18 protein-coding genes are annotated in these 19718 nt (G+C 38.4%); 10 read left to right on the forward strand and 8 right to left on the reverse strand.

What is annotated here, in order from left to right; genetic code table 11:
- From ODQ17_RS18425 to ODQ17_RS18435, 3 genes are all read left to right on the forward strand, one after another.
- Nucleotides 1-2153, forward strand: a 2153-nt coding sequence (locus ODQ17_RS18425; RefSeq protein ID WP_322905480.1) for a beta strand repeat-containing protein, incomplete at its 5' end; no start/stop codon positions are given.
- 143 nt (nucleotides 2154-2296) lie between these two features.
- The gene (locus ODQ17_RS18430) at nucleotides 2297-3952 is read left to right on the forward strand and encodes a poly alpha-glucosyltransferase (protein WP_322905482.1); all 1656 of its coding nucleotides are present in this window, start codon (nucleotides 2297-2299) and stop codon (nucleotides 3950-3952) included.
- Entirely contained in the window at nucleotides 3949-5679 is a 1731-nt protein-coding gene (locus tag ODQ17_RS18435; protein WP_322905484.1) for a CapA family protein, read from the forward strand. The genes ODQ17_RS18430 and ODQ17_RS18435 overlap by 4 nt, the downstream gene beginning before the upstream one ends.
- A 5-nt stretch (nucleotides 5680-5684) precedes the next feature.
- On the opposite strand, the gene ODQ17_RS18440 is transcribed toward ODQ17_RS18435, so the two are convergent.
- Nucleotides 5685-6401 carry a metalloprotease gene (locus tag ODQ17_RS18440; protein WP_238613003.1) on the reverse strand — a complete coding sequence of 239 codons (717 nt, stop codon included), beginning with the start codon at nucleotides 6399-6401 and terminating at the stop codon, nucleotides 5685-5687.
- A gap of 81 nt (nucleotides 6402-6482) precedes the next feature.
- On the opposite strand from ODQ17_RS18440, the gene ODQ17_RS18445 reads away from it, so the two are divergent.
- Nucleotides 6483-6812, forward strand: a complete 330-nt coding sequence (locus ODQ17_RS18445; protein WP_081309557.1) for an MGMT family protein — start codon at nucleotides 6483-6485, stop codon at nucleotides 6810-6812.
- Nucleotides 6813-6881: 69 nt separating this feature from the next.
- On the opposite strand, the gene ODQ17_RS18450 is transcribed toward ODQ17_RS18445, so the two are convergent.
- The 5 genes from ODQ17_RS18450 to carA all read right to left on the reverse strand — a co-directional run bounded on the left by ODQ17_RS18450 (nucleotide 6882) and on the right by carA (nucleotide 13098).
- Nucleotides 6882-7319 (reverse strand): universal stress protein, encoded by a 438-nt coding sequence (locus ODQ17_RS18450; protein ID WP_111854546.1) that lies wholly within the window; start codon nucleotides 7317-7319, stop codon nucleotides 6882-6884.
- Between the two features lie 123 nt (nucleotides 7320-7442).
- On the reverse strand, nucleotides 7443-8075 hold the full coding sequence (locus ODQ17_RS18455) for a CatB-related O-acetyltransferase (protein ID WP_322905486.1): 633 nt from the start codon (nucleotides 8073-8075) through the stop codon (nucleotides 7443-7445).
- Nucleotides 8076-8148: 73 nt separating this feature from the next.
- Entirely contained in the window at nucleotides 8149-8625 is a 477-nt protein-coding gene (greA, locus tag ODQ17_RS18460) for a transcription elongation factor GreA (protein WP_005307940.1), read from the reverse strand.
- Between the two features lie 88 nt (nucleotides 8626-8713).
- On the reverse strand, nucleotides 8714-11944 hold the full coding sequence (carB, locus tag ODQ17_RS18465) for a carbamoyl-phosphate synthase large subunit (protein WP_322905488.1): 3231 nt from the start codon (nucleotides 11942-11944) through the stop codon (nucleotides 8714-8716).
- Between the two features lie 14 nt (nucleotides 11945-11958).
- On the reverse strand, nucleotides 11959-13098 hold the full coding sequence (gene carA / locus ODQ17_RS18470) for a glutamine-hydrolyzing carbamoyl-phosphate synthase small subunit (protein WP_005307938.1): 1140 nt from the start codon (nucleotides 13096-13098) through the stop codon (nucleotides 11959-11961).
- A 123-nt stretch (nucleotides 13099-13221) separates the two neighbouring features.
- Here carA and ODQ17_RS18475 point away from each other — a divergent pair, with 123 nt between their 5' ends.
- Entirely contained in the window at nucleotides 13222-13380 is a 159-nt protein-coding gene (locus ODQ17_RS18475) for a hypothetical protein (RefSeq protein ID WP_081399114.1), read from the forward strand.
- Nucleotides 13381-13409: 29 nt separating this feature from the next.
- A complete protein-coding gene (locus ODQ17_RS18480; protein WP_107883054.1) occupies nucleotides 13410-13997 on the forward strand; it encodes a hypothetical protein in 588 nt (195 codons plus the stop codon).
- A gap of 59 nt (nucleotides 13998-14056) precedes the next feature.
- Here the strand turns inward: ODQ17_RS18480 and ODQ17_RS18485 are convergent, their stop codons facing one another.
- Nucleotides 14057-14593: a DOMON-like domain-containing protein gene (locus tag ODQ17_RS18485; RefSeq protein WP_322905490.1), complete on the reverse strand. Its 537-nt coding sequence runs from the start codon at nucleotides 14591-14593 to the stop codon at nucleotides 14057-14059.
- A 16-nt stretch (nucleotides 14594-14609) separates the two neighbouring features.
- Nucleotides 14610-14933, reverse strand: coding sequence for a ribosome assembly RNA-binding protein YhbY (gene yhbY / locus ODQ17_RS18490; RefSeq protein WP_004790462.1), 324 nt, complete (start codon nucleotides 14931-14933; stop codon nucleotides 14610-14612).
- A gap of 199 nt (nucleotides 14934-15132) precedes the next feature.
- Here yhbY and rlmE point away from each other — a divergent pair, with 199 nt between their 5' ends.
- The 4 genes from rlmE (at nucleotide 15133) to ODQ17_RS18510 (ending at nucleotide 19246) form a co-directional block, all read left to right on the forward strand.
- A complete protein-coding gene (rlmE, locus tag ODQ17_RS18495) occupies nucleotides 15133-15783 on the forward strand; it encodes a 23S rRNA (uridine(2552)-2'-O)-methyltransferase RlmE (protein ID WP_004790464.1) in 651 nt (216 codons plus the stop codon).
- A gap of 133 nt (nucleotides 15784-15916) precedes the next feature.
- A complete protein-coding gene (ftsH, locus tag ODQ17_RS18500; RefSeq protein ID WP_034591375.1) occupies nucleotides 15917-17812 on the forward strand; it encodes an ATP-dependent zinc metalloprotease FtsH in 1896 nt (631 codons plus the stop codon).
- A gap of 135 nt (nucleotides 17813-17947) precedes the next feature.
- Nucleotides 17948-18799 (forward strand): dihydropteroate synthase, encoded by an 852-nt coding sequence (gene folP, locus ODQ17_RS18505; protein WP_322905492.1) that lies wholly within the window; start codon nucleotides 17948-17950, stop codon nucleotides 18797-18799.
- 132 nt (nucleotides 18800-18931) lie between these two features.
- Complete coding sequence (locus ODQ17_RS18510) at nucleotides 18932-19246, forward strand: DUF5713 family protein (RefSeq protein WP_005307931.1); 315 nt, start codon at nucleotides 18932-18934, stop codon at nucleotides 19244-19246.
- The last annotated feature ends 472 nt before the right edge of the window (nucleotides 19247-19718 follow it).

The following is a 19718-nucleotide window of genomic DNA, read 5'->3' on the forward strand; positions in this document are numbered from 1 at the left end:
ATGGCAGTGCAACAGCACCGAGCTTGAGTGTTGCAAATAACACTTATACTGACCTTGCAGGTAACTTGGGTACAGGCGCTAACCTTGCTGGTCTTGTTCTTGTGCCAACAATTACTGCACATGACAATGTAGATAGTGTGGCAATTGATATTGTTCCATTAACTACAACGGGTATTAATGCTGGTTCTGCAACCTACTTAGCCTTGATAGGCGTAACTGAGGGTCTCAACGTATCGCTTCTAGGTACCCCGAGTGTGAGCTTCAGTATTGCTGCTGGACATACTTCAGATGCAACGATTAGCTATGGCGCTTTACTAAGTTTGTCTTTGCTTAACGACTATAAAATAGTGTTACAAAAACAAGCACCAGATGGTTCGTGGCAGAATGTTGCAGGTGATGCTAGTACGGGATTAATTAACGTCGGAATACTCGGTGGTAATGGATTCGGTGCGACTATCACAGACTTGGCAAGTGGTTCTTATAGAGCGTTTATGGTCTATACCGGTGTTGGTGTAGGATTGTTAGGCACAATGAGTGTGGTTCGCGATGACTATAATCACACAGTAGTACCTACATATAGTGCAGCAACAGTGAGCGGTAATGTGCTTACTGATGATGATTCAACTATATATGGTCCTTCATATGTGCCAGATACAATTACTGGAACAACAGTTGTGTCTACTGTTGTGGGTGAGCAAGTAGGTGCAATACCAACATCTATTGGTTCTTCAACCCCAGTAATAGGAGCTTATGGAACACTTACTATCTCTGCAAATGGTTCATATAGCTATACACCAACTGCTAATGCTGCAAACATTGGTAAAGTAGATAGCTTCACTTACACGATTACTGATCCTGTATCAGGTGGTACTAGCACAGCGGTATTGCACATACAGATTGGATCACCTGATGTCAGCATTACTTGGAATACAGCTAGTCCTGGAACGGATGGTACGACTCAAATTGTTGCCAATGCAGACCAAGCTGTTGCAACGGTTGATTTTAGTAACTCAACTGATACACCTGTAGATGTTCCAAGTCCGAACATAACAATCAACTTGATTGGTTCGACTTCTGTAATTTCTAATACTTTCACCGTTGGGGCTGGAGAATTAGTAGATGTACAGGTAGCAGCAACTTATGCTAACCAACCATTGTTGAGTGCATTACCAACAGTGAGCTATGTTGTTCAGCAATTTGTTGGTGGAGTATGGGTTGATACTACTTATACTGGTTCGGCTACAGCACTTGCGAGCGTGGGTGGTATTAGTCTCGGGACTGTAGCTTTCCAAGATTCCGTTCTACACTTGGAAGCAGGTACATACCGTGTTCAATATACGTTGACAGCGATTACACTTGGTGTAACCACCTTGGATACCCAAGTAACGACCACTACAACGCACTTGAACAATTATTCATCTGACTGGATTCATGGAAACATTGTCCATGGTGACACAATAGGTGGAGTCGCAGACAGTGGTATCTTTACTGCTGATGGTGTCAAACTCTATGTTGAAACAAGTCCTGGTGTATATGTTGAGGCTACTGGACAATCTATCACTACTGCGAATGGTACATTTGTGATCAATTCAAATGGTGACTATGATTACCGTGCCAATACTTCATCGTTAACATTAGCGAATCCAACCGATACCATTAACTATAAGTTAGTGGCAGCGAATGGCGCCGAGTCTTTATCATCATTGACGGTTAATCTGACTACTTCTGATTACAATACTCATGTAATTAGTACATCAGGAAATGACACGTTCAATACAGATACTGGCACGATTGGGGCTGGTTCAGATACTCTCATTTACCATGTATTAAACAATGTTGCTATAGGTAATGGTGGTAATACAGGTGGTAATGGTGTAGATACTTGGACTAACTTCCATGTGGGTAATGTTGCTACAGATCAGCAAGCTGATTTGATTGATATCAGAGGATTACTCGATGGAGCTCAAACAGATGCTACTATTGGACAATATCTCAATGTCGTTGTAAGTGGTGGTAATACAACAATTCAGATTGACCGTGATGGATTAACTGGGGTGATTCTACCTACAAATAACTTTACGAATCTGTTGGTTTTACAAGGTGTTGTTACTAGTGAGGCAGAGTTACTTGCTAATGGTCAAATTATCTATTAATAGATAATTAACCAAATAAAAAAGAGCCTTCGGGCTCTTTTTTTATTTTTAAACAATACGTTAATCTAGCTTTTAGCTTGTCCGTGCTATGATGTATTGAAAATTTTATAGAACAACAAATAACGGATAGGGACTAAATTCGAGTGACGGCATTTTTAAAATTCCAAAGACAAATGAACCTTTGGTTAGAACAAGTTGTTCAGCACGTTCCGAGTCTTAAACAGGATATTATTTTATTTTTATCTTATGGTCCTAAAGACCAAAGATGTAGTGTTTGGCACAGTGAGAAAACAAATTTAGAGCAGGCCAAAAAACAATTATTAGATTTTATTAATGACCAGTTTGCACATGAACCACTTGCTGAATATATAAAAATTGATGTGGCATATAACTTGACGAAACAAGCTTGGAAAGAAGTAGAGAAGCAGGTCCACCATCAATTTCACAATAACCATTACCGTAAAGGGATTGGATTTGATGAACACTGTTCAGTGGCTTTTCTTGAGCAAGAGATTTATGGAAAAGCAATCATTCGAGGCTTGAGCTACGACAAACCGAACTTTTTTGATGAAACAAACCTGAATTATGCAGTTAAGCAAAAATATAACGCTCCAAAACCACAGATTAAATTACAAGAACTGCAAGACATTTGGACTTTTGATACCTACGCAGCATTTTATGAAAATGAGGAATTTATTAACTTAGCGAGTGGTTATGATGTAAATGGAATTAGAGGAATTTCAAGCAATAGAAAACAGCATTTTCAGCATCTAATTGAGCAAAATTCGGCATTTCTGCATGACCAGATTCAAGAAAATGGCAAATTTATATATGGCTATTTTTCTGCCTATGATCGGGACATTCGTAACTACAATACGGTGCGACACTGTACCTCAGTGTATGCCTTACTAGAAACTTTTGAAGTGCAGAATAAGCCAGAATATTGGCCCAAAATACATGCTGCCATTCACTATGCACTGACCAACTTTTATAAAGAAAAAGACTCAGAAACTGCCTTTATGATTGATGGTAAAGAAGGGGAATTCGAAATCAAATTAGGTGCCAACGCGGCCGCCATTTTAATGTTAACTAAATATCAAGAAATTACTCAAAAAGCTGATTATCAAAAATATGCAGAGAAACTCGCAAATGGTATTTTAAAATTAATAGATTCAAATGGCTCAACAACTCATGTATTAAATTATCCAGATTATGATTTAAAAGAGAAATTTAGAATTATTTATTATGATGGTGAAGCTGCTTTAGCATTATTACGTTTATATCAAATTAACGAAGATTCTAGATTATTAGAAACCGTTAAATTAATGTTTGAGTGTTTTATTGAAAAGAGATATGAAAAATACCATGATCATTGGTTAAGTTATTGTACAAATGAACTCAATAAAATATGCCCTGAAGATAAATATTTTATTTTTGGTTTAAATAATTATTTAAAACATTTTATCTTTATTAAAAATCGAAAAACAACATATGCAACTTTATTAGAAATGCTAATGGCTGCTTATAAAATGGTGAATCGTTTAAAAGAGCAGGGGCGGACAGCACTTTTTGAGCAGGCGTATATGCCTGAGCTTCAAAAGCTAATTGAGTTTAGAGCTGATTTTCAAACTACAGGATTTTTTTATCCGGAAATGGCGATGTATATGGCTCGGCCAGATAAAATTTTGCATGCATTTTATATTCGTCATGATCGTTTTCGAGTACGGATTGATGACCAAGAACATAACTTATCGGGTTACATCGCTTACGTTAAAGATTACAAAGGTGATGCGCCATGAAGTATCAACCCGTTGAGATCAAGCTATTAGCACATATCGATACGACAAGTTTTGATGAAGCTTTATGGCAATTCGAATTTGATAATGATATTTCAACACTACTGTTAATCGACTACGCATTAGAGCAATTTCAGCAAAAAAATGTAAAAGTTCAAGATGACTATGTTGTCCCTGAACACCTATCTGAGCAATTAGGTCAGCAAAATCTAGGCTTAAAACCCTCGGAACATTACACCTTCATTGAACTATTGCAGTTGCTAATTTTTACTCAAGCAGCAGATGTAAAAGATGCTTTAAGCAATATGCTCTGCAGTACACATGAGGAAGCCTATTTAATTTTGTCAAAAAGAGCTGCTACCTATAATTTAAATTTGAAAAAAGGAAATACACAAAACCAGTTAAAACATTTGTTTTTATTAGTTAAAAATATTTATAGCCAGCCAGCTGAAATCAGAAAACTATTCTTTATAAAAGAGCTGAATTTTAAAGGAAAGTCTTATCTACCACAGACTCTATTAATGGCACAGAATGTAGTAGAGGTCTTATATCTTACAAATTCATTTAGAAAAATTTATCTGACATTCTTTGAGGAAAACCAGACTATCGGTTTCTTTTCTTTTTTAGATGATATTCATCGTGCTGAGCACTTAATTCCTTATTATCACTGTTTTCAAGCACAGACTGTAAGACCTAAAGTTTGCTCTACCCCAAGCGGCATTATTAACATTTTAGGAGATACCTACTTTGGGGAGATCTATACAGAAAAGCGCAAGTCTAAGGGGCAAAAAGATGCTCTACAACAATATGGATATGCCTATTCATTTGAAAAAATAAAAGCTTTTTTAGGTGAACATGACGTAAATATCGCTAATTTTGAAGCAGTCTTTTCTTTAGAAAATCAATCTCCTTTAGTACATAAAAAGTCATTTATTCTTAAAGCTGATGCCGAACAAACATTAGCAGAGTTCAAAAATATTCACCTTAACCATGTGGTATTGGCAAATAACCATTTAAAAGATTATGGGAATCGTGGATTGGCCTATTCATTACAACAATTTGATCGGGCCAATATTTCTTATATTGGTGCAGGTACAAATCAAAAAGATGCCCATAGCCACTTTGAAATCACTTTTAATGACAAGCATTACGTTATTTTTAACGGTTATTGGCACAGAGACACTGCCTATCTAGATTATGATTTTTATGCCTTAGGTCCTAAGAGTGGAGTTGCATGTCTAAATGGGGTTTTGCTTGAACAAATAGGTCGTTATAAGCAGACTAACCCTGAGCATAAAGTTATTGTTATTTGTCATTGGGGCATCGACTTTAAGCCGATTACCAAGGAGCAGAGCAAGCTCGCTGATATTTTGACTCAAGCTGGTGCGGACCTCGTTATCGGTCATGGAGCTCATACCATTCAACCGATTAAAGTGATTAATCAGAAGCCTGTGGTATTTGGTATTGGGAATGCGGTTTTTAATAGCAATGGTGAATATACAGAGCAAAACGCTTTGCCGTATGGATGTATTGCTCGGCTAGATTTGTCAAAAGATCGACTGCGTTTATATCCGATCTATACCAATAATTTGAAAACATTTTGGCAGCCGTATCTAGTCAATGAAGATGACTTTTCAGAGGTCAGCAGTTATATGACTTCATTACTGACTCCTGAAAATTATTATGCAGCACAAGATGATTTAGGTTTTTACGTCGAAATGAGTTTTTAAAATCTTTATGGATAACGTTGGTAATTTTCTAAAATTGTTTGAAGTTGGACCGGTGTAAAACCCAAATTTCTAAGTCCACCGCTGCCACGTTTACATTCGGCACTCGCCATAATGTTGGTTGGTGTACGTTTTGTAGCATTCGGCGCGCAGACATGTTTTAGTCCGAACACATGTCCCATTTCATGTACGCTACCAGCCTGAATATTATAATTGAGTCGGTTCCAATCTAATAAAACAAAAGGTTTACCATTATTACGAAATGCTCTACTTGTTACATCTTCAAATTTCCACTTAGTTGAATAGGCATCATAAATAAAAACGATGACTTCCTTGCTGGCAGTTCTTTTAGGAAAACAGGTGTTTACACTGGCAGGAATAGTTTCAGTAGAGATCGGGTAGGGTTGATTGATCTGCTGTTTTAAATCGCAATGTAATTTTGAAAATTCTTCAAAAGGAATATAACGGTGTAATTTGAATTTAAAAATCTTATTATTTTTATCATCTACATAATATTTATTTAATATTTTGATTTCTTTACGCATCTGCTGGTAATTATCAAACTTTGTAGCTTCTGGAGAATTAGTGGTAAAAACGAAAGTGACAGGAACGATAGGGCGGCCATCTGTAGATACTTTTGGTACTTCTCCTGAAGGAATAGGAGGGCGAGTAGTACAAGAAGCGCACAGTAAAGTCCCAGTAACCACCAATAATATTTTTTTCATGCAGATTTCCCTCAAGCCCACCTTGGATTGCATTTAGTTTTAGTCAAAAATTTTTATATGATATGAATTATGTCAATTTTTATGGAGTCCATTTTGACAACTCAGTATGAACTACATCGGCAGATTTTAGAAGTCATTGCTTTGATTCCTTACGGAAAAGTCGCAACTTATGGGCAAGTGGCTCGTATGGCAGGGTTACCTAAACATGCGCGATTAGTGGGCTATGTTTTGAAACATCTTGAAGCCGATCATCAAGTCCCTTGGTATCGGGTTATTAATTCTCAAGGCAAAATTAGCCTAAGCAAATTTAATGACAAGGGTGAAAATGTTCAGCAGTTAAAGCTAGAAGCTGAAGGAGTCTATTTGTTAAACGGTAAAGTAAACTTAAAGCAATTTGCTTGGCAGCCTTAAAGATCCTGAAAAGGCTTTTTTAAACGATTGCCTAAATTATTAGAATTAACAAAATAGGCAATATTGAAATTATCGAACAATTAAAACAGGAATATGACTTTCGCCTAAGACTTTTTGTGCAACACTACCAAGTACAAGTTTTCGGACCCCTGTACGGCCATGAGAACCCATAACAATCAGATCTGCATTTAAGTCTTGAGCAGCCTGAATAATCTCTTCATGTACAACAAAACCTTCAAGTAGTTTGGTTTCGACAGTAATGCCTTCATCGGCGAATTCTTGTTTTGCGCGTTCTAAAATATCGAGTAAATAGGTTCTTGTCCGTTCAATCAAATCATTCGTTTGGCCAGTTTTTACATAGGCGTCAGCAATAAACGGATCAAGAGCCATAACTTGCACAACCGTAATTTTGCTATTTAACGCTTTTCCCAGTTTGATTGCCTCTTTCATGGCAATTAAAGAAGTTTCAGAACCGTCAATTGGTACAAGAATATGTTGATATAACATGAGTGTTTTCCTTATTGTAATGATGCTTATTTATTCAATACTTTATACTTATTTTTTGACGATTTAAATTCAAGCACGTAATCATTTGTGAGTTTATAACAACAAATTTTTGTAGATATATTTTTATAGATTCCGCAAATTTTCTATATGTGTAGATAAAGCATCTATATCATCAGTTTGTAAATATTCGCGTATTTTCAAAATTTGCTTCTCATCCAAATCATAAAGTCTTAAAGCAAGCAGTTTATTGATTTGTTCTTGTGGAAAACGATATTTAATAATTTTTGCAGGCACGCCACCTACAATTGCATAGGGGGGAACATCTTTAGTGACCACAGCACCGGTTGCAACGACAGCACCTTCACCAAGTGTGACCCCTTGCATAATCATTGCACGACTACCAATCCAGCATCCATCGGCAATTACAGTATCACCAGCTGCTAAAAAACTACGGGTATCAAAAGGGAAAGTCGAAATCCAGTCTGGTCTATGAAGTTGGTTGCCACCCATCATAATGACGCATTCAGCACCAAAGCAAACAAAATTACCAATATAAAGTTGGTCAATCGGTTTGTCTGGTGTCGAGGCTTTATCATGTAAATAACGCACAACACAACGTTCAAAACCTTGATCCCAATAGGCTGAATAATAAGAATAATGACCACTGATATGGATATTCGGGTTTTTTACAGTTTTATGGATAAATTCAAACTCACACCAATGACGAACTGGAGTGTTAATTAAAGAGTTATCCATGTGTGATTTCCCAAAATATATCGATGATATTGAATAAAAACCCCTCATAAAGAGGGGCTAGTTGTGCATTATCTTAGAGATATTCTACACTTACGATTTCATATTCGACTTCGCCTTGAGGAGTCACGATTTTTACTTCATCGCCTTCACTCTTACTCAAAAGACCACGTGCGATTGGTGAATTCACCGAGATTTTATTAATTTTAAAATCTGCTTCGTCATCGCCAACAATTTTATAAGTTTTACGTTCTTCAGTATCAAGATTTTCAATTGTTACTGTTACACCAAAAACAACACGGCCATTTTGCTCAAGTGTTTTAACATCAATTTCTTGAGCAGCGCCTAATTTACCTTCGATATCCTGAATACGGCCTTCACAGAAACCTTGCTGTTCACGTGCAGCATGATATTCAGCATTTTCCTTTAAGTCGCCATGTTCACGTGCTTCTGCAATAGCTTGAATAATACGTGGACGTTCAACAGATTTTAAATGTTGTAATTCTTTCTCTAAGGCAATTTTACCTTCAGGGGTCATTGGATAGCGTTGCATTTTGGTCCCTCTTAATTTGAGAAAACACAGTTAAAAAAAATGAAAAAATCCCGCCACCGATAAGGTGACGGGACTTATCGGTAACAAATTAACCTACAGTTAAATCTTGCAAGCGGTATACATCCATTGGCAATTTCACATCAAAAGCTTGGCAAACAGCTTCTGCACCATTGATAGTCGTTGTGTAATACACTTTGCCTTGTAGGGCAGCACGACGAATCATTGCAGAATCATATTGAGCTTGTTTACCTTCAGTGGTATTGACAATAAGGTGTATTTCACCATTTTTCAAGCGGTCAACAATATGTGGACGACCTTCAGTCACTTTATTCACAGATTCGCATTCTAAACCTGCTTCTTTAAGTACTTGGTATGTACCACCTGTTGCAATAAGCTTGAAGCCATATGCAGCTAATTTCTTAGCAATATCTGCAATATATTTCTTGTCAGATTCACGTACAGATAAGAAAGCATGTTTTACTTCGCCTTCAGTTGGTAAACCTGGTAAGCGATCATTTGAGCCTAAAACAGCTTTATAGAATGCTTCACCAAATGTTTTACCAACGCCCATTACTTCACCTGTAGATTTCATCTCAGGTCCAAGCATTGGATCTACGCCTTGGAATTTAGCGAATGGGAAAACAGCTTCTTTCACAGCAAAGTGTGTTGGAATGATTTCTTTAGTAAACCCTTGAGATTCAAGAGATTGACCAGCCATACAACGTGCAGCTACTTTTGCTAAAGAATCACCAATACATTTCGATACGAATGGAACTGTACGTGAAGCACGTGGGTTAACTTCAAGAACGTAAACATCATCGCCTTTAACTGCGAACTGAACGTTCATCAAACCAACCACACCAAGTTCTTTTGCCATCGCAACAGTTTGACGACGCATTTCATCCTGAATTTCTTTAGATAAAGAATAAGGAGGAATTGAACATGCAGAGTCACCTGAGTGAATACCTGCTTGTTCGATGTGCTGCATGATGCCGCCGATCACAACGTCTTTACCGTCAGATACACAGTCAACATCAACTTCAGTTGCATCATCTAGGAAACGGTCAAGAAGAACAGGGGCTTCGTTAGATGCCTGAACTGCTTCACGAAGGTAACGTTTAAGTTCTTCTTCGTTGTATACGATTTCCATTGCACGACCACCTAATACATAAGATGGACGAACAACTAACGGATAACCTACTTTCGCAGCTTCAGAGATACCTTCTTCAGCAGATTTTACAATGCTGTTGTTTGGTTGACGAAGCTGTAAACGTTGGATCATTTGCTGGAAACGTTCACGGTCTTCTGCACGGTCAATTGCATCTGGTGATGTACCAATAATTGGTGTACCAGCTTCTTCTAAAGCACGTGCCAATTTAAGAGGTGTTTGACCACCGTACTGTACGATTACGCCTTTTGGCTTCTCAGTACGTACGATTTCAAGTACATCTTCAAGTGTTACAGGTTCGAAGTACAAACGATCTGATGTGTCGTAGTCAGTAGAAACAGTTTCAGGGTTACAGTTAACCATGATTGTTTCATAACCATCTTCACGCATAGCTAATGCAGCGTGTACACAGCAGTAGTCAAATTCGATACCTTGACCAATACGGTTTGGACCACCACCAATCACCATGATCTTGTCACGATTTGATGGATTTGCTTCACATTCTTCATCGTAAGTTGAATACATATATGCAGTACCAGATTCAAACTCGGCAGCACATGTATCAACACGTTTGTAAACTGGATAAACACCCAAGTTCCAACGTTGTTTACGGAATTGCTTTTGCGAAATACCCATGAGGTGTGCAATACGAAGGTCAGATAAACCTTTACGTTTGAAAGCACGGATATTGTCAGCATTTAAGTCACCAAAACCTAAAGCTTTTACTTCAGCTTCAGTTTTAACGATGTCTTGAATTTGAATGAGGAACCAACGATCAATTTTGGTTGCTTCAAACACTTCATCTAAAGAGAAACCATGACGGAAAGCATCTGCTACATACCAGATACGCTCAGGGCCTGGAACTTTAAGCTCTTTTAAAATGGTTTCTTTTGCATTTGTTGCGCCAGCTTCGATTTTTTCATCGAAACCGCTTACACCAACTTCAAGACCACGTAATGCTTTTTGTAAAGATTCTTGGAAGTTACGGCCAATTGCCATGACTTCACCAACAGATTTCATCTGAGTGGTAAGAACTGGTTCTGCTTGCGGGAATTTCTCGAAGTTAAAACGAGGAATCTTCGTTACAACATAGTCAATCGATGGTTCGAAGCTTGCAGGAGTCACGCCACCAGTGATGTCATTTTTCAATTCATCAAGGGTATAACCAACAGCAAGTTTTGCTGCGATTTTTGCGATTGGGAAACCTGTTGCTTTAGAAGCAAGAGCAGATGAACGAGATACACGTGGGTTCATCTCAATGACAACCATACGTCCATCTTTAGGGTTAATACCGAACTGAACGTTAGAACCACCTGTTTCAACACCAATTTCACGAAGAACTGCAACCGAAGCATTACGCATCAATTGATATTCTTTGTCAGTTAATGTTTGAGCAGGAGCAACGGTAATTGAGTCGCCAGTGTGAACGCCCATTGGATCGAAGTTTTCGATCGCACATACGATAATACAGTTGTCGTTTTTGTCACGAACAACTTCCATTTCGTATTCTTTCCAGCCAATTAAAGATTCATCAATCAATAACTGGTGAGTAGGAGAGAGGTCAAAACCACGTTCACAAATTTCAAGGAATTCTTCGCGGTTATATGCAATACCACCGCCTGAACCACCCATTGTAAATGATGGACGGATAATTACTGGGAAACCAAAGCGTGATTGGATTGCTAAAGCTTCTTCCATTGTTTCAGCAATGGCAGCTTTTGGACATTCCAATCCAATTTTACGCATAGCGATATCGAAGAGTTTACGATCTTCGGCTTTCTCAATCGCTTCTTTGCTTGCGCCAATTAATTCAACATTATATTTTTCAAGAACGCCATGCTCATCAAGCGCAAGAGCACAGTTCAATGCAGTTTGACCACCCATCGTTGGTAATACTGCATCTGGACGTTCTTTTTCAATAATCTGTGCAACTGTTTGCCAAGTAATCGGCTCAATATAAGTTGCATCAGCCATTGAAGGATCTGTCATGATGGTAGCTGGGTTAGAGTTAACCAAAATAACACGATAGCCTTCTTCACGAAGTGCTTTACATGCTTGAGCACCTGAGTAGTCAAACTCACATGCCTGTCCAATCACAATCGGGCCAGCACCAATAATTAAGATGCTTTTAATATCCGTACGTTTAGGCATTATTCGCTCCGTAATTACTGTTTAGATGCTTCGATAAGTTCGATGAAATGATCGAACAAAGGTGCACAATCATGTGGACCAGGGCTTGCTTCAGGGTGACCTTGGAAGCTGAAAGCTGGTTTGTCTGTGCGGTGGATACCTTGTAAGGTGCCATCGAACAATGATTTATGCGTTGCTTTTAAGTTAGCCGGTAAAGTTTCTGCATCTACAGCGAAACCATGGTTCTGTGAAGTAATCATCACTGTACCATCTTCAAGATTTTGTACAGGATGGTTAGCACCGTGGTGACCATGGTTCATTTTTACAGTTTTTGCACCAGAAGCGAGTGCCAAGATTTGGTGGCCTAAGCAAATACCAAATACAGGTAATGTTGTGGTTTCAACAATAGTTTTTACAGCTTCGATTGCGTAATCACAAGCAGCTGGATCGCCAGGACCATTTGAAAGGAATACGCCATCCGGATTAAGTGCCAATACTTTTTCAGCCGGAGTTTCTGCAGGTACAACGGTTAATTTGCAACCGCGGTCTGCAAGCATACGTAAGATGTTGGTTTTGACACCGTAATCGTATGCAACTACATGATATTTTAATTCAGGTTGAGAGAAGCCCTGACCTAGAGTCCATGAACCTTCAGACCATTCAAAACCAGTTGGATCACAACATTCTTTTGCAAGGTCTAAGCCATTTAAGCCACCAAAAGCACGAGCTTTTGCAATTGCTTCTTCTTCAGTAATATTTTCACCAGCAAGGATGCACCCGTTTTGTGCACCAGTCTGACGTAAAATACGTGTTAATTTACGCGTATCAATATCTGCGATTGCAACAACATTGTGTTCTTGCAGATATTCGCTCAGTGACTGCTCAGCACGGAAGTTACTGTGTAGTAGAGGAAGGTCACGAATAATTAAACCATTCGCCCATACTTTATGGATACGACCAGATTCAACGTCTTCCGCGTTACAACCAGTGTTACCAATATGAGGGTAAGTTAATGTCACAATTTGTTGTGCATAACTTGGGTCAGTCAAAATTTCTTGATAGCCAGTCATGGCTGTGTTAAAAACGACTTCTCCAGTCGTACTTCCCGTTGCGCCGATTGACGTTCCTTTAAAGATCGTTCCATCTGCGAGGGCTAAAATGGCGGGGATGCTCAAACCAAAGCTCCTGAATTTCGGCTGTAAAAAAGCGAGTAGACCCAAAAAAGATCGGCGATGTTTGGATAAAACATGCCCTCCCTATCGGTCTGCCCGCTTGTAACTTAACAGCGCATTATACGCATGGAACCCCTAAAAGTCTATTTCTTTTCTGCTAAAAAATATAATTCATTGCTTGCTTTTTATAAAAAAATTATCCACTCATCTGAATCAGATACTTTTGATAAATTGTCTAACAATTTGCAAGGAGAATTCTTTGAACTGGATTTATTGTATTGCTAGTTAAAAAATAAACAATATGAGGAAATAGTATGAGCAATAATGAAGTTTCAAAAGAAGTGAGTGAAAAAACTCAAGCAGTAGTTGAATCAGTCAAAGCTGAGGTCAATGAAGTGAAAGAAACGATAGCTGCAACTACAACTAAGGCTAAAAAAACAGTAACCGCTAAAACTGCACAGGTAAAAGAAACTGTTGCTGAAAAAACTGAGCAAGTTAAAGAAGTTGCTACTGAAGCTAAAGCTCAGGTAAAAGAGGCGATTGCTGAAACTCAAGAACAAGTCCAAGACGTTTTAAGCGAGGCTCAAGAGAAAATTGAAGCTGAAACTCACGAGTTAAATAAAAATATTCAAAATCAATTTGTCCAAATTAAACAAGATATTTTACAACGTCTTGATGTGATTAAGGCTCAGTTTAGTACTTCGCAAGAAGGCTTATCTGATCTTAAAAATGCTTTGAAAGCAGAAATTAATGCGCTTATTGAAGATTTAACAAAAGTGAGCAAAGAGCTTAAAGGTGATATTAGCCAGATTTCTTTGAAACACAAAGATTCTCTAAGTGAAAGTATTAAACGTACTAAAAATAATGCAGTCGAAGCTTGGAATAAAGCACGAGACAATTAATGATCTCTGCTTTGCTCCAGCTATAAAAAAGCGAGAATTAATTTCTCGCTTTTTTATTTTTAGAACTGATGTAACCAGTCACGTTTATTATGGAAATCTGCACTTTTTCCACTATGCTGCATTGCATAGTACTGCGTACCTTCTTTGGTTTTTAAAACTGTAGTTAAACCTAAATAAAGGTTTGCCCATTTCAAGCGATGCTGTTGCATAAATTGCCCTAAATCGAGACTAACATTTAAGCCATAATGAGTACGCTTGAGATGATTCAGTTCAATATCGTAAGCAGCAAGGGGAGGTATACTTTCTGGATAGCGATATTCTTCAAACTGATATGACTGCCATGCTTGAGAAGGAGAAAGATTAATCTCCCGATAATAATCTTCATCATGCACGCCAACAAAAATTTCGAAACAAGTTTCTTCCCACAAAAAATCTTGACGAGGATGAGCCGCGACTTCTTGAGGCCAGATAATAAGTTGATTTGGATCACGAATCCAAAAACCGATATTTAAAGTATAGGGTGCTTGCTGTTCAATTGCGCCAACAACGGAAACAGCATGAAAACGATCAAAAGCTGAAAGTTCGTAACTTGCCATAGTTTGTCAAATTAAATTAGTTTGCTAAGTGAGCGTGACGAACAAGATTAGACAAATGCTGGTTTTGTTTAGCTGCTTTTTTGTAAAGCAAAACAATTTTACCAATTTTTTGCACAGCTTCTGCACCAGTTGCTTCTACAATTGCTTCAATTGTTGCAGTACGCGCTTCACGGTCTTCACCAGCAATCTTAACTTTAATAAGCTCATGGTCGTTTAAAGCACGAAGCGTTTCTTCGATTACCGCGTCTGTTAAGCCTTGTCCACCAATCATGACAACTGGATTAAGTACATGACCAATTTGACGTAAACGTTTACGTTCATGGATAGATAAAGCGGCCATTAAAAATACCTGATTTTAAAAACGGCTTAGTATAGCAAAAAACTTAAATCCAGATGTACGAAAAACTGTATAAATAATCGATCAACATTATTGGAAAAAAACTGTAAAACTTAGTGAGATTACGCTACATCCGTACTGTAATGAGAGTAATTTTCACGTACAATGAACGATCAGAAGTTTTTTTGATATTTAGTGAGTTATGGCAACACGCATTACAAACCAGAAATTGTCGAAAAGTAGTCGTGCGTGGATGAGAGAACATCTAGACGATCCTTTTGTTAAAAAAGCTCAAAAGGAAGGGTATCGTGCTCGAGCGGCCTATAAACTTCTTGAAATTCAAGAAAAATATAAGCTGATCAAGCCAGGCATGACGGTAGTAGATTTAGGCGCGGCTCCTGGTAGTTGGTCTCAAATCGCTGGGAAACTTGTTGGTAGCAAAGGTTTAGTGATTGCTTCCGATATTTTGCCTATGGATGCTTTGCCTGATGTCACTTTCTTACAAGGCGACTTTAGAGAAGAAGATGTATTTGAAAAATTGTTAAATATTTTAAATGGGCGACAAGTAGACATTGTAATTTCTGATATGGCCCCCAATACATCTGGTAATAGGGCTGTTGATCAACCTAGACAGATTTACTTATGTGAACTGGCTTTAGATTTTGCTCAAAAGGTTCTTGGTCCTAATGGACAACTTGTGGTTAAAGTGTTCCAAGGTGCAGGATTTGATGAGTTTCGTAAACAAGTAGTTGATAGTTTTGATGTGTTAAAAACAGTAAAACCAGCAGCTTCTCGTGCACGATCTAAAGAAGTTTTTTTGGTTGGACAAGGGCGTAAGAAAGCATTGCAATAAAGTTTACTTGCCAAGCTCCTAAAAATTGTGCATTTTGTACTTTTAGGTTATCCGCAAGCAATACAGTTGCTGCTTTTATGACGATCGGCCAAGATTGGGCATGATCAAATTAGATCGATATGGGAATAAAGCTTTGAGCGATTACTTCAAGAATGCCGTATTGTGGCTAATAATACTTGGTGTTCTGATTTTAATTTTCAGTAATATCAGTGACCGCAACAAGCCTACTGCGATGAAATATTCAGATTTCGTTGCAGCGGTGAATAGTGGCCAAATTAAGCAAGTCACAATTGACGGTTTAAATATTAATGGTGAAAAAACTAACGGATCACAGTTTGAAACTGTTCGTCCGCAAGTTGAAGACACTGAGCTTATGCCAAGCTTAAATAAACAAAATGTTGTTGTTGAGGGAACAGCTCCACAACGTCAAGGCATTTTGATGCAACTTCTCATTGCTAGTTTCCCTGTACTGTTAATCATTTTGTTATTCATGTTCTTTATGCGTAACATGGGTGGTGGTGCAGGCGGAAAGAATGGACCGATGAGTTTTGGTAAGTCGAAGGCAAAAATGCTTTCTGAAGACCAAATCAAAGTCAATTTTTCTGACGTCGCCGGCTGTGATGAAGCAAAACAAGAAGTTGTTGAAATTGTTGATTTCTTAAAAGACCCTGCAAAATTCAAACGTTTGGGCGCGACTATTCCTCGTGGCGTACTTATGGTTGGTCCTCCGGGTACTGGTAAAACATTATTAGCTAAAGCAATTGCTGGTGAAGCGAAAGTTCCTTTCTTCAGCATTTCAGGTTCTGACTTTGTAGAAATGTTCGTGGGTGTGGGTGCGTCCCGTGTCCGTGATATGTTTGAGCAAGCGAAACGTCACGCGCCATGTATTATCTTTATCGATGAGATTGATGCAGTTGGTCGTCACCGTGGTTCGGGTACAGGTGGTGGTCATGATGAGCGTGAACAAACCTTAAACCAGATGCTTGTGGAAATGGATGGTTTTGAAGGTAATGAAGGCGTAATCGTTATTGCTGCAACTAACCGTGTTGATGTGCTTGATAAAGCATTATTACGTCCAGGTCGTTTTGACCGTCAAGTAATGGTTGGTTTACCGGATATTCGTGGTCGTGAGCAAATTCTGAATGTACATTTGAAAAAATTACCTTCAGTTACAGGTGTGGACATGAAAGTGTTAGCACGTGGTACGCCGGGTTTCTCTGGTGCACAGTTGGCTAACCTTGTTAACGAAGCTGCATTATTTGCTGCACGCCGTAACAAGAATACGGTCGACATGCATGACTTTGAAGATGCAAAAGACAAAATCTACATGGGTCCAGAGCGTAAGTCGATGGTTCTACGTGAAGAAGAGCGTCGTGCAACTGCTTATCATGAAGCTGGTCATGCAATTGTTGCAGAGATTTTGCCTGGTACAGATCCTGTTCATAAAGTAACGATCATGCCACGTGGTTGGGCTTTGGGTGTAACTTGGCAGTTACCTGAACAAGACCAGATTAGCCATTATAAAGACAAGATGCTAAATGAAATTGCGATTTTGTTTGGTGGTCGTATTGCTGAGGAAGTGTTTATCCAACAGCAATCTACTGGTGCTTCAAACGACTTTGAGCGAGCTACTAAAATGGCGCGTGCAATGGTTACTAAGTACGGTATGTCTGACAAAATGGGCGTAATGGTTTACGAAGATGAAAACCAGAATGGTTTCTTTGGAAATGTAGGAAGCCGTACGATTTCTGAAGCAACTCAACAGTTAGTTGATGAAGAAGTACGCCGTATTCTTGATGAGCAATATAAAGTTGCACGTAATATCTTAGAAGGTAATAAAGATATTGCCCATGCAATGGTAAAAGCTTTGATGGAATGGGAAACCATTGATCGTGATCAAATTCGTGACATTATGGAAGGCCGTGAACCGCAACCACCTAAAGTCTATGTTGCTGAAAATCCAGTGGCTGCATTTGAACCACCAAAAGATGGTCCATCTACACCACCACCATTACCAGCAATGAACTAAATGAGTTAAGCAAAAGAGCCACAGTCATGTGGCTCTTTTTTTATGCATGTATTTCAGACAAAGCCAAAAAGAAATCAGCAGTATATTGATCAGAGTCTTGTTAAAATGTTGCCGAATATTAAATTGGAGCTTGTCATGCAGTTAATGCCTTTACCTCAGCAAATTCTACAATGTGGGCAGCTTCAGTTGGATTTATCACAGCCTCATGTTATGGGTATTTTAAATGTCACCCCAGATTCTTTTAGTGATGGTGGAAAACATAATCAAGTGGATCAAGCTATTGCACATGCGCTAGTCATGATAGAGCAGGGTGCTACCATTATTGATATTGGTGGGGAATCTACCCGTCCAGGGGCATCTGAGGTAAGTGTAGAAGAAGAAATTAGAAGAGTTGTACCTGTAGTTGAAGCTTTAGCTAAACATGATGTGATTCTATCAATTGATACGAGTCAGCCAGATGTTATCCGTGCAGCAAAAGAAGCGGGTGCTCATATTTGGAATGATGTACGTGCGCTTACTCGAGCAAATGCTTTAAAAACGGCAGTAGAGTTGGATATCCCTGTGGTGATCATGCATATGCGTGGTGAGCCAACTACAATGAATCAGCTAGATCAATATGCGAATGTGACACTGGACGTGATGCAAGAGCTTCAGCAGCGTGTGGAAGAGGCTTTAACTGCGGGTGTAAAAAAACAGAATATTATTATTGATCCTGGGTTTGGTTTTGCAAAAAATGCGCAGCAAAATTTAAGACTGTTAAATGAATTTTGGAAACTTAGTGAAATGGGTTATCCAATTTTATCTGGCCTTTCTCGTAAACGTTTTATTGGTGAAGCTTTACACGGCGTAGCTGCAGATCAGCGTGCGGTAGGAAGCGTTACGGGGCATTTGCTTAGTATTCAGCAAGGAGCATCAATTGTTCGTGCACATGATGTAAAAGCTATGCATGAGGCAATTCTTGTTTGGAAAGCGATGAAACAAGCTTAAAAATTAGGCTTTTATGATCAGGCCATGATTGATTAATTTCATGGGTTAGATGATTGAGTCATGGAAAATTGTCGTTATTGTTTTGAAAATATGTTATAAGCGGCAAGTTTCTGCTGCTGTGTAAACTTTTGTATGTTTGAAGACTTACTTCTCCCAATGTTTGATGATGAGTATTATCCAGATATTTTAGTCGCTGAACTCAAGCAGTTAATTGAACAATTTGCCAAAAAAGTTCAGAAGCCTGCTTTAGCTGATCAGGATATTTATCGATATGCTCATCAAACTGTAATTGAAATCAATGAAATGAAACCTCAGTTTGAAGATCTGGATTCTTCACTAGATGATAGTGCTGCTGACTATATTGCTGAAGCAATGATGATGGTGGCACAGGATGCAGGATATTTAGACCTTGAAATGGAAGAGCTGGTGATGAATCGAGAGTGGTGATTACTCTCGATTCTCAATATCTTCAAATGCATCTAATAAATGAAAAGATGCTTTTAAATGAATTTCATCTATTTCCTTAATTTAAAAACTCAAACACCATTCTTTTGAGAGTCGGCCTCTGCTAATAAATTGACCCAATAAGTTTCTATTTTTCGTTCTAATGCTTTGAATTTATCTATTATCTGTTCGGATGCTTTAATTAAATAATTATCTTTGTTGATAGAGTAACCTGAAAAATACTAATGGTTATCTCTGAAATAAACAGTGCTAGAAAAAAGATCTGTAGCATGAACCTTTGTTAAGAGAAGGATGCTAAATAGAAGTAATAATATTCTTATCATACAATTCATTTTAATTAGGCATAAAAAAACCAGCTTACGCTGGATTCTTTGTAGCACCAAATTCAATATTTGAAAATGGTGCCCGGGGCCGGACTCGAACCGGCACGCTTTGTGGGCGGGGGATTTTAAAT

This window comes from Acinetobacter sp. IRS14 (genome assembly GCF_034650275.1).
Lineage (GTDB): Bacteria > Pseudomonadota > Gammaproteobacteria > Pseudomonadales > Moraxellaceae > Acinetobacter > Acinetobacter oleivorans.

Coding starts and splice junctions, on each gene's coding strand:
- ODQ17_RS18435 (WP_322905484.1), top strand. CDS start 3,949: ATGAAGTATCAACCCGTTGAGATCAAGCTATTAGCACATATCGATACG.
- ODQ17_RS18440 (WP_238613003.1), bottom strand. CDS start 6,401: ATGAAAAAAATATTATTGGTGGTTACTGGGACTTTACTGTGCGCTTCT.
- ODQ17_RS18445 (WP_081309557.1), top strand. CDS start 6,483: ATGGAGTCCATTTTGACAACTCAGTATGAACTACATCGGCAGATTTTA.
- ODQ17_RS18450 (WP_111854546.1), bottom strand. CDS start 7,319: ATGTTATATCAACATATTCTTGTACCAATTGACGGTTCTGAAACTTCT.
- ODQ17_RS18455 (WP_322905486.1), bottom strand. CDS start 8,075: ATGGATAACTCTTTAATTAACACTCCAGTTCGTCATTGGTGTGAGTTT.
- greA (WP_005307940.1), bottom strand. CDS start 8,625: ATGCAACGCTATCCAATGACCCCTGAAGGTAAAATTGCCTTAGAGAAA.
- carB (WP_322905488.1), bottom strand. CDS start 11,944: ATGCCTAAACGTACGGATATTAAAAGCATCTTAATTATTGGTGCTGGC.
- ODQ17_RS18475 (WP_081399114.1), top strand. CDS start 13,222: ATGGAACCCCTAAAAGTCTATTTCTTTTCTGCTAAAAAATATAATTCA.
- ODQ17_RS18480 (WP_107883054.1), top strand. CDS start 13,410: ATGAGCAATAATGAAGTTTCAAAAGAAGTGAGTGAAAAAACTCAAGCA.
- ODQ17_RS18485 (WP_322905490.1), bottom strand. CDS start 14,593: ATGGCAAGTTACGAACTTTCAGCTTTTGATCGTTTTCATGCTGTTTCC.
- yhbY (WP_004790462.1), bottom strand. CDS start 14,933: ATGGCCGCTTTATCTATCCATGAACGTAAACGTTTACGTCAAATTGGT.
- rlmE (WP_004790464.1), top strand. CDS start 15,133: ATGGCAACACGCATTACAAACCAGAAATTGTCGAAAAGTAGTCGTGCG.
- folP (WP_322905492.1), top strand. CDS start 17,948: ATGCAGTTAATGCCTTTACCTCAGCAAATTCTACAATGTGGGCAGCTT.
- ODQ17_RS18510 (WP_005307931.1), top strand. CDS start 18,932: ATGTTTGAAGACTTACTTCTCCCAATGTTTGATGATGAGTATTATCCA.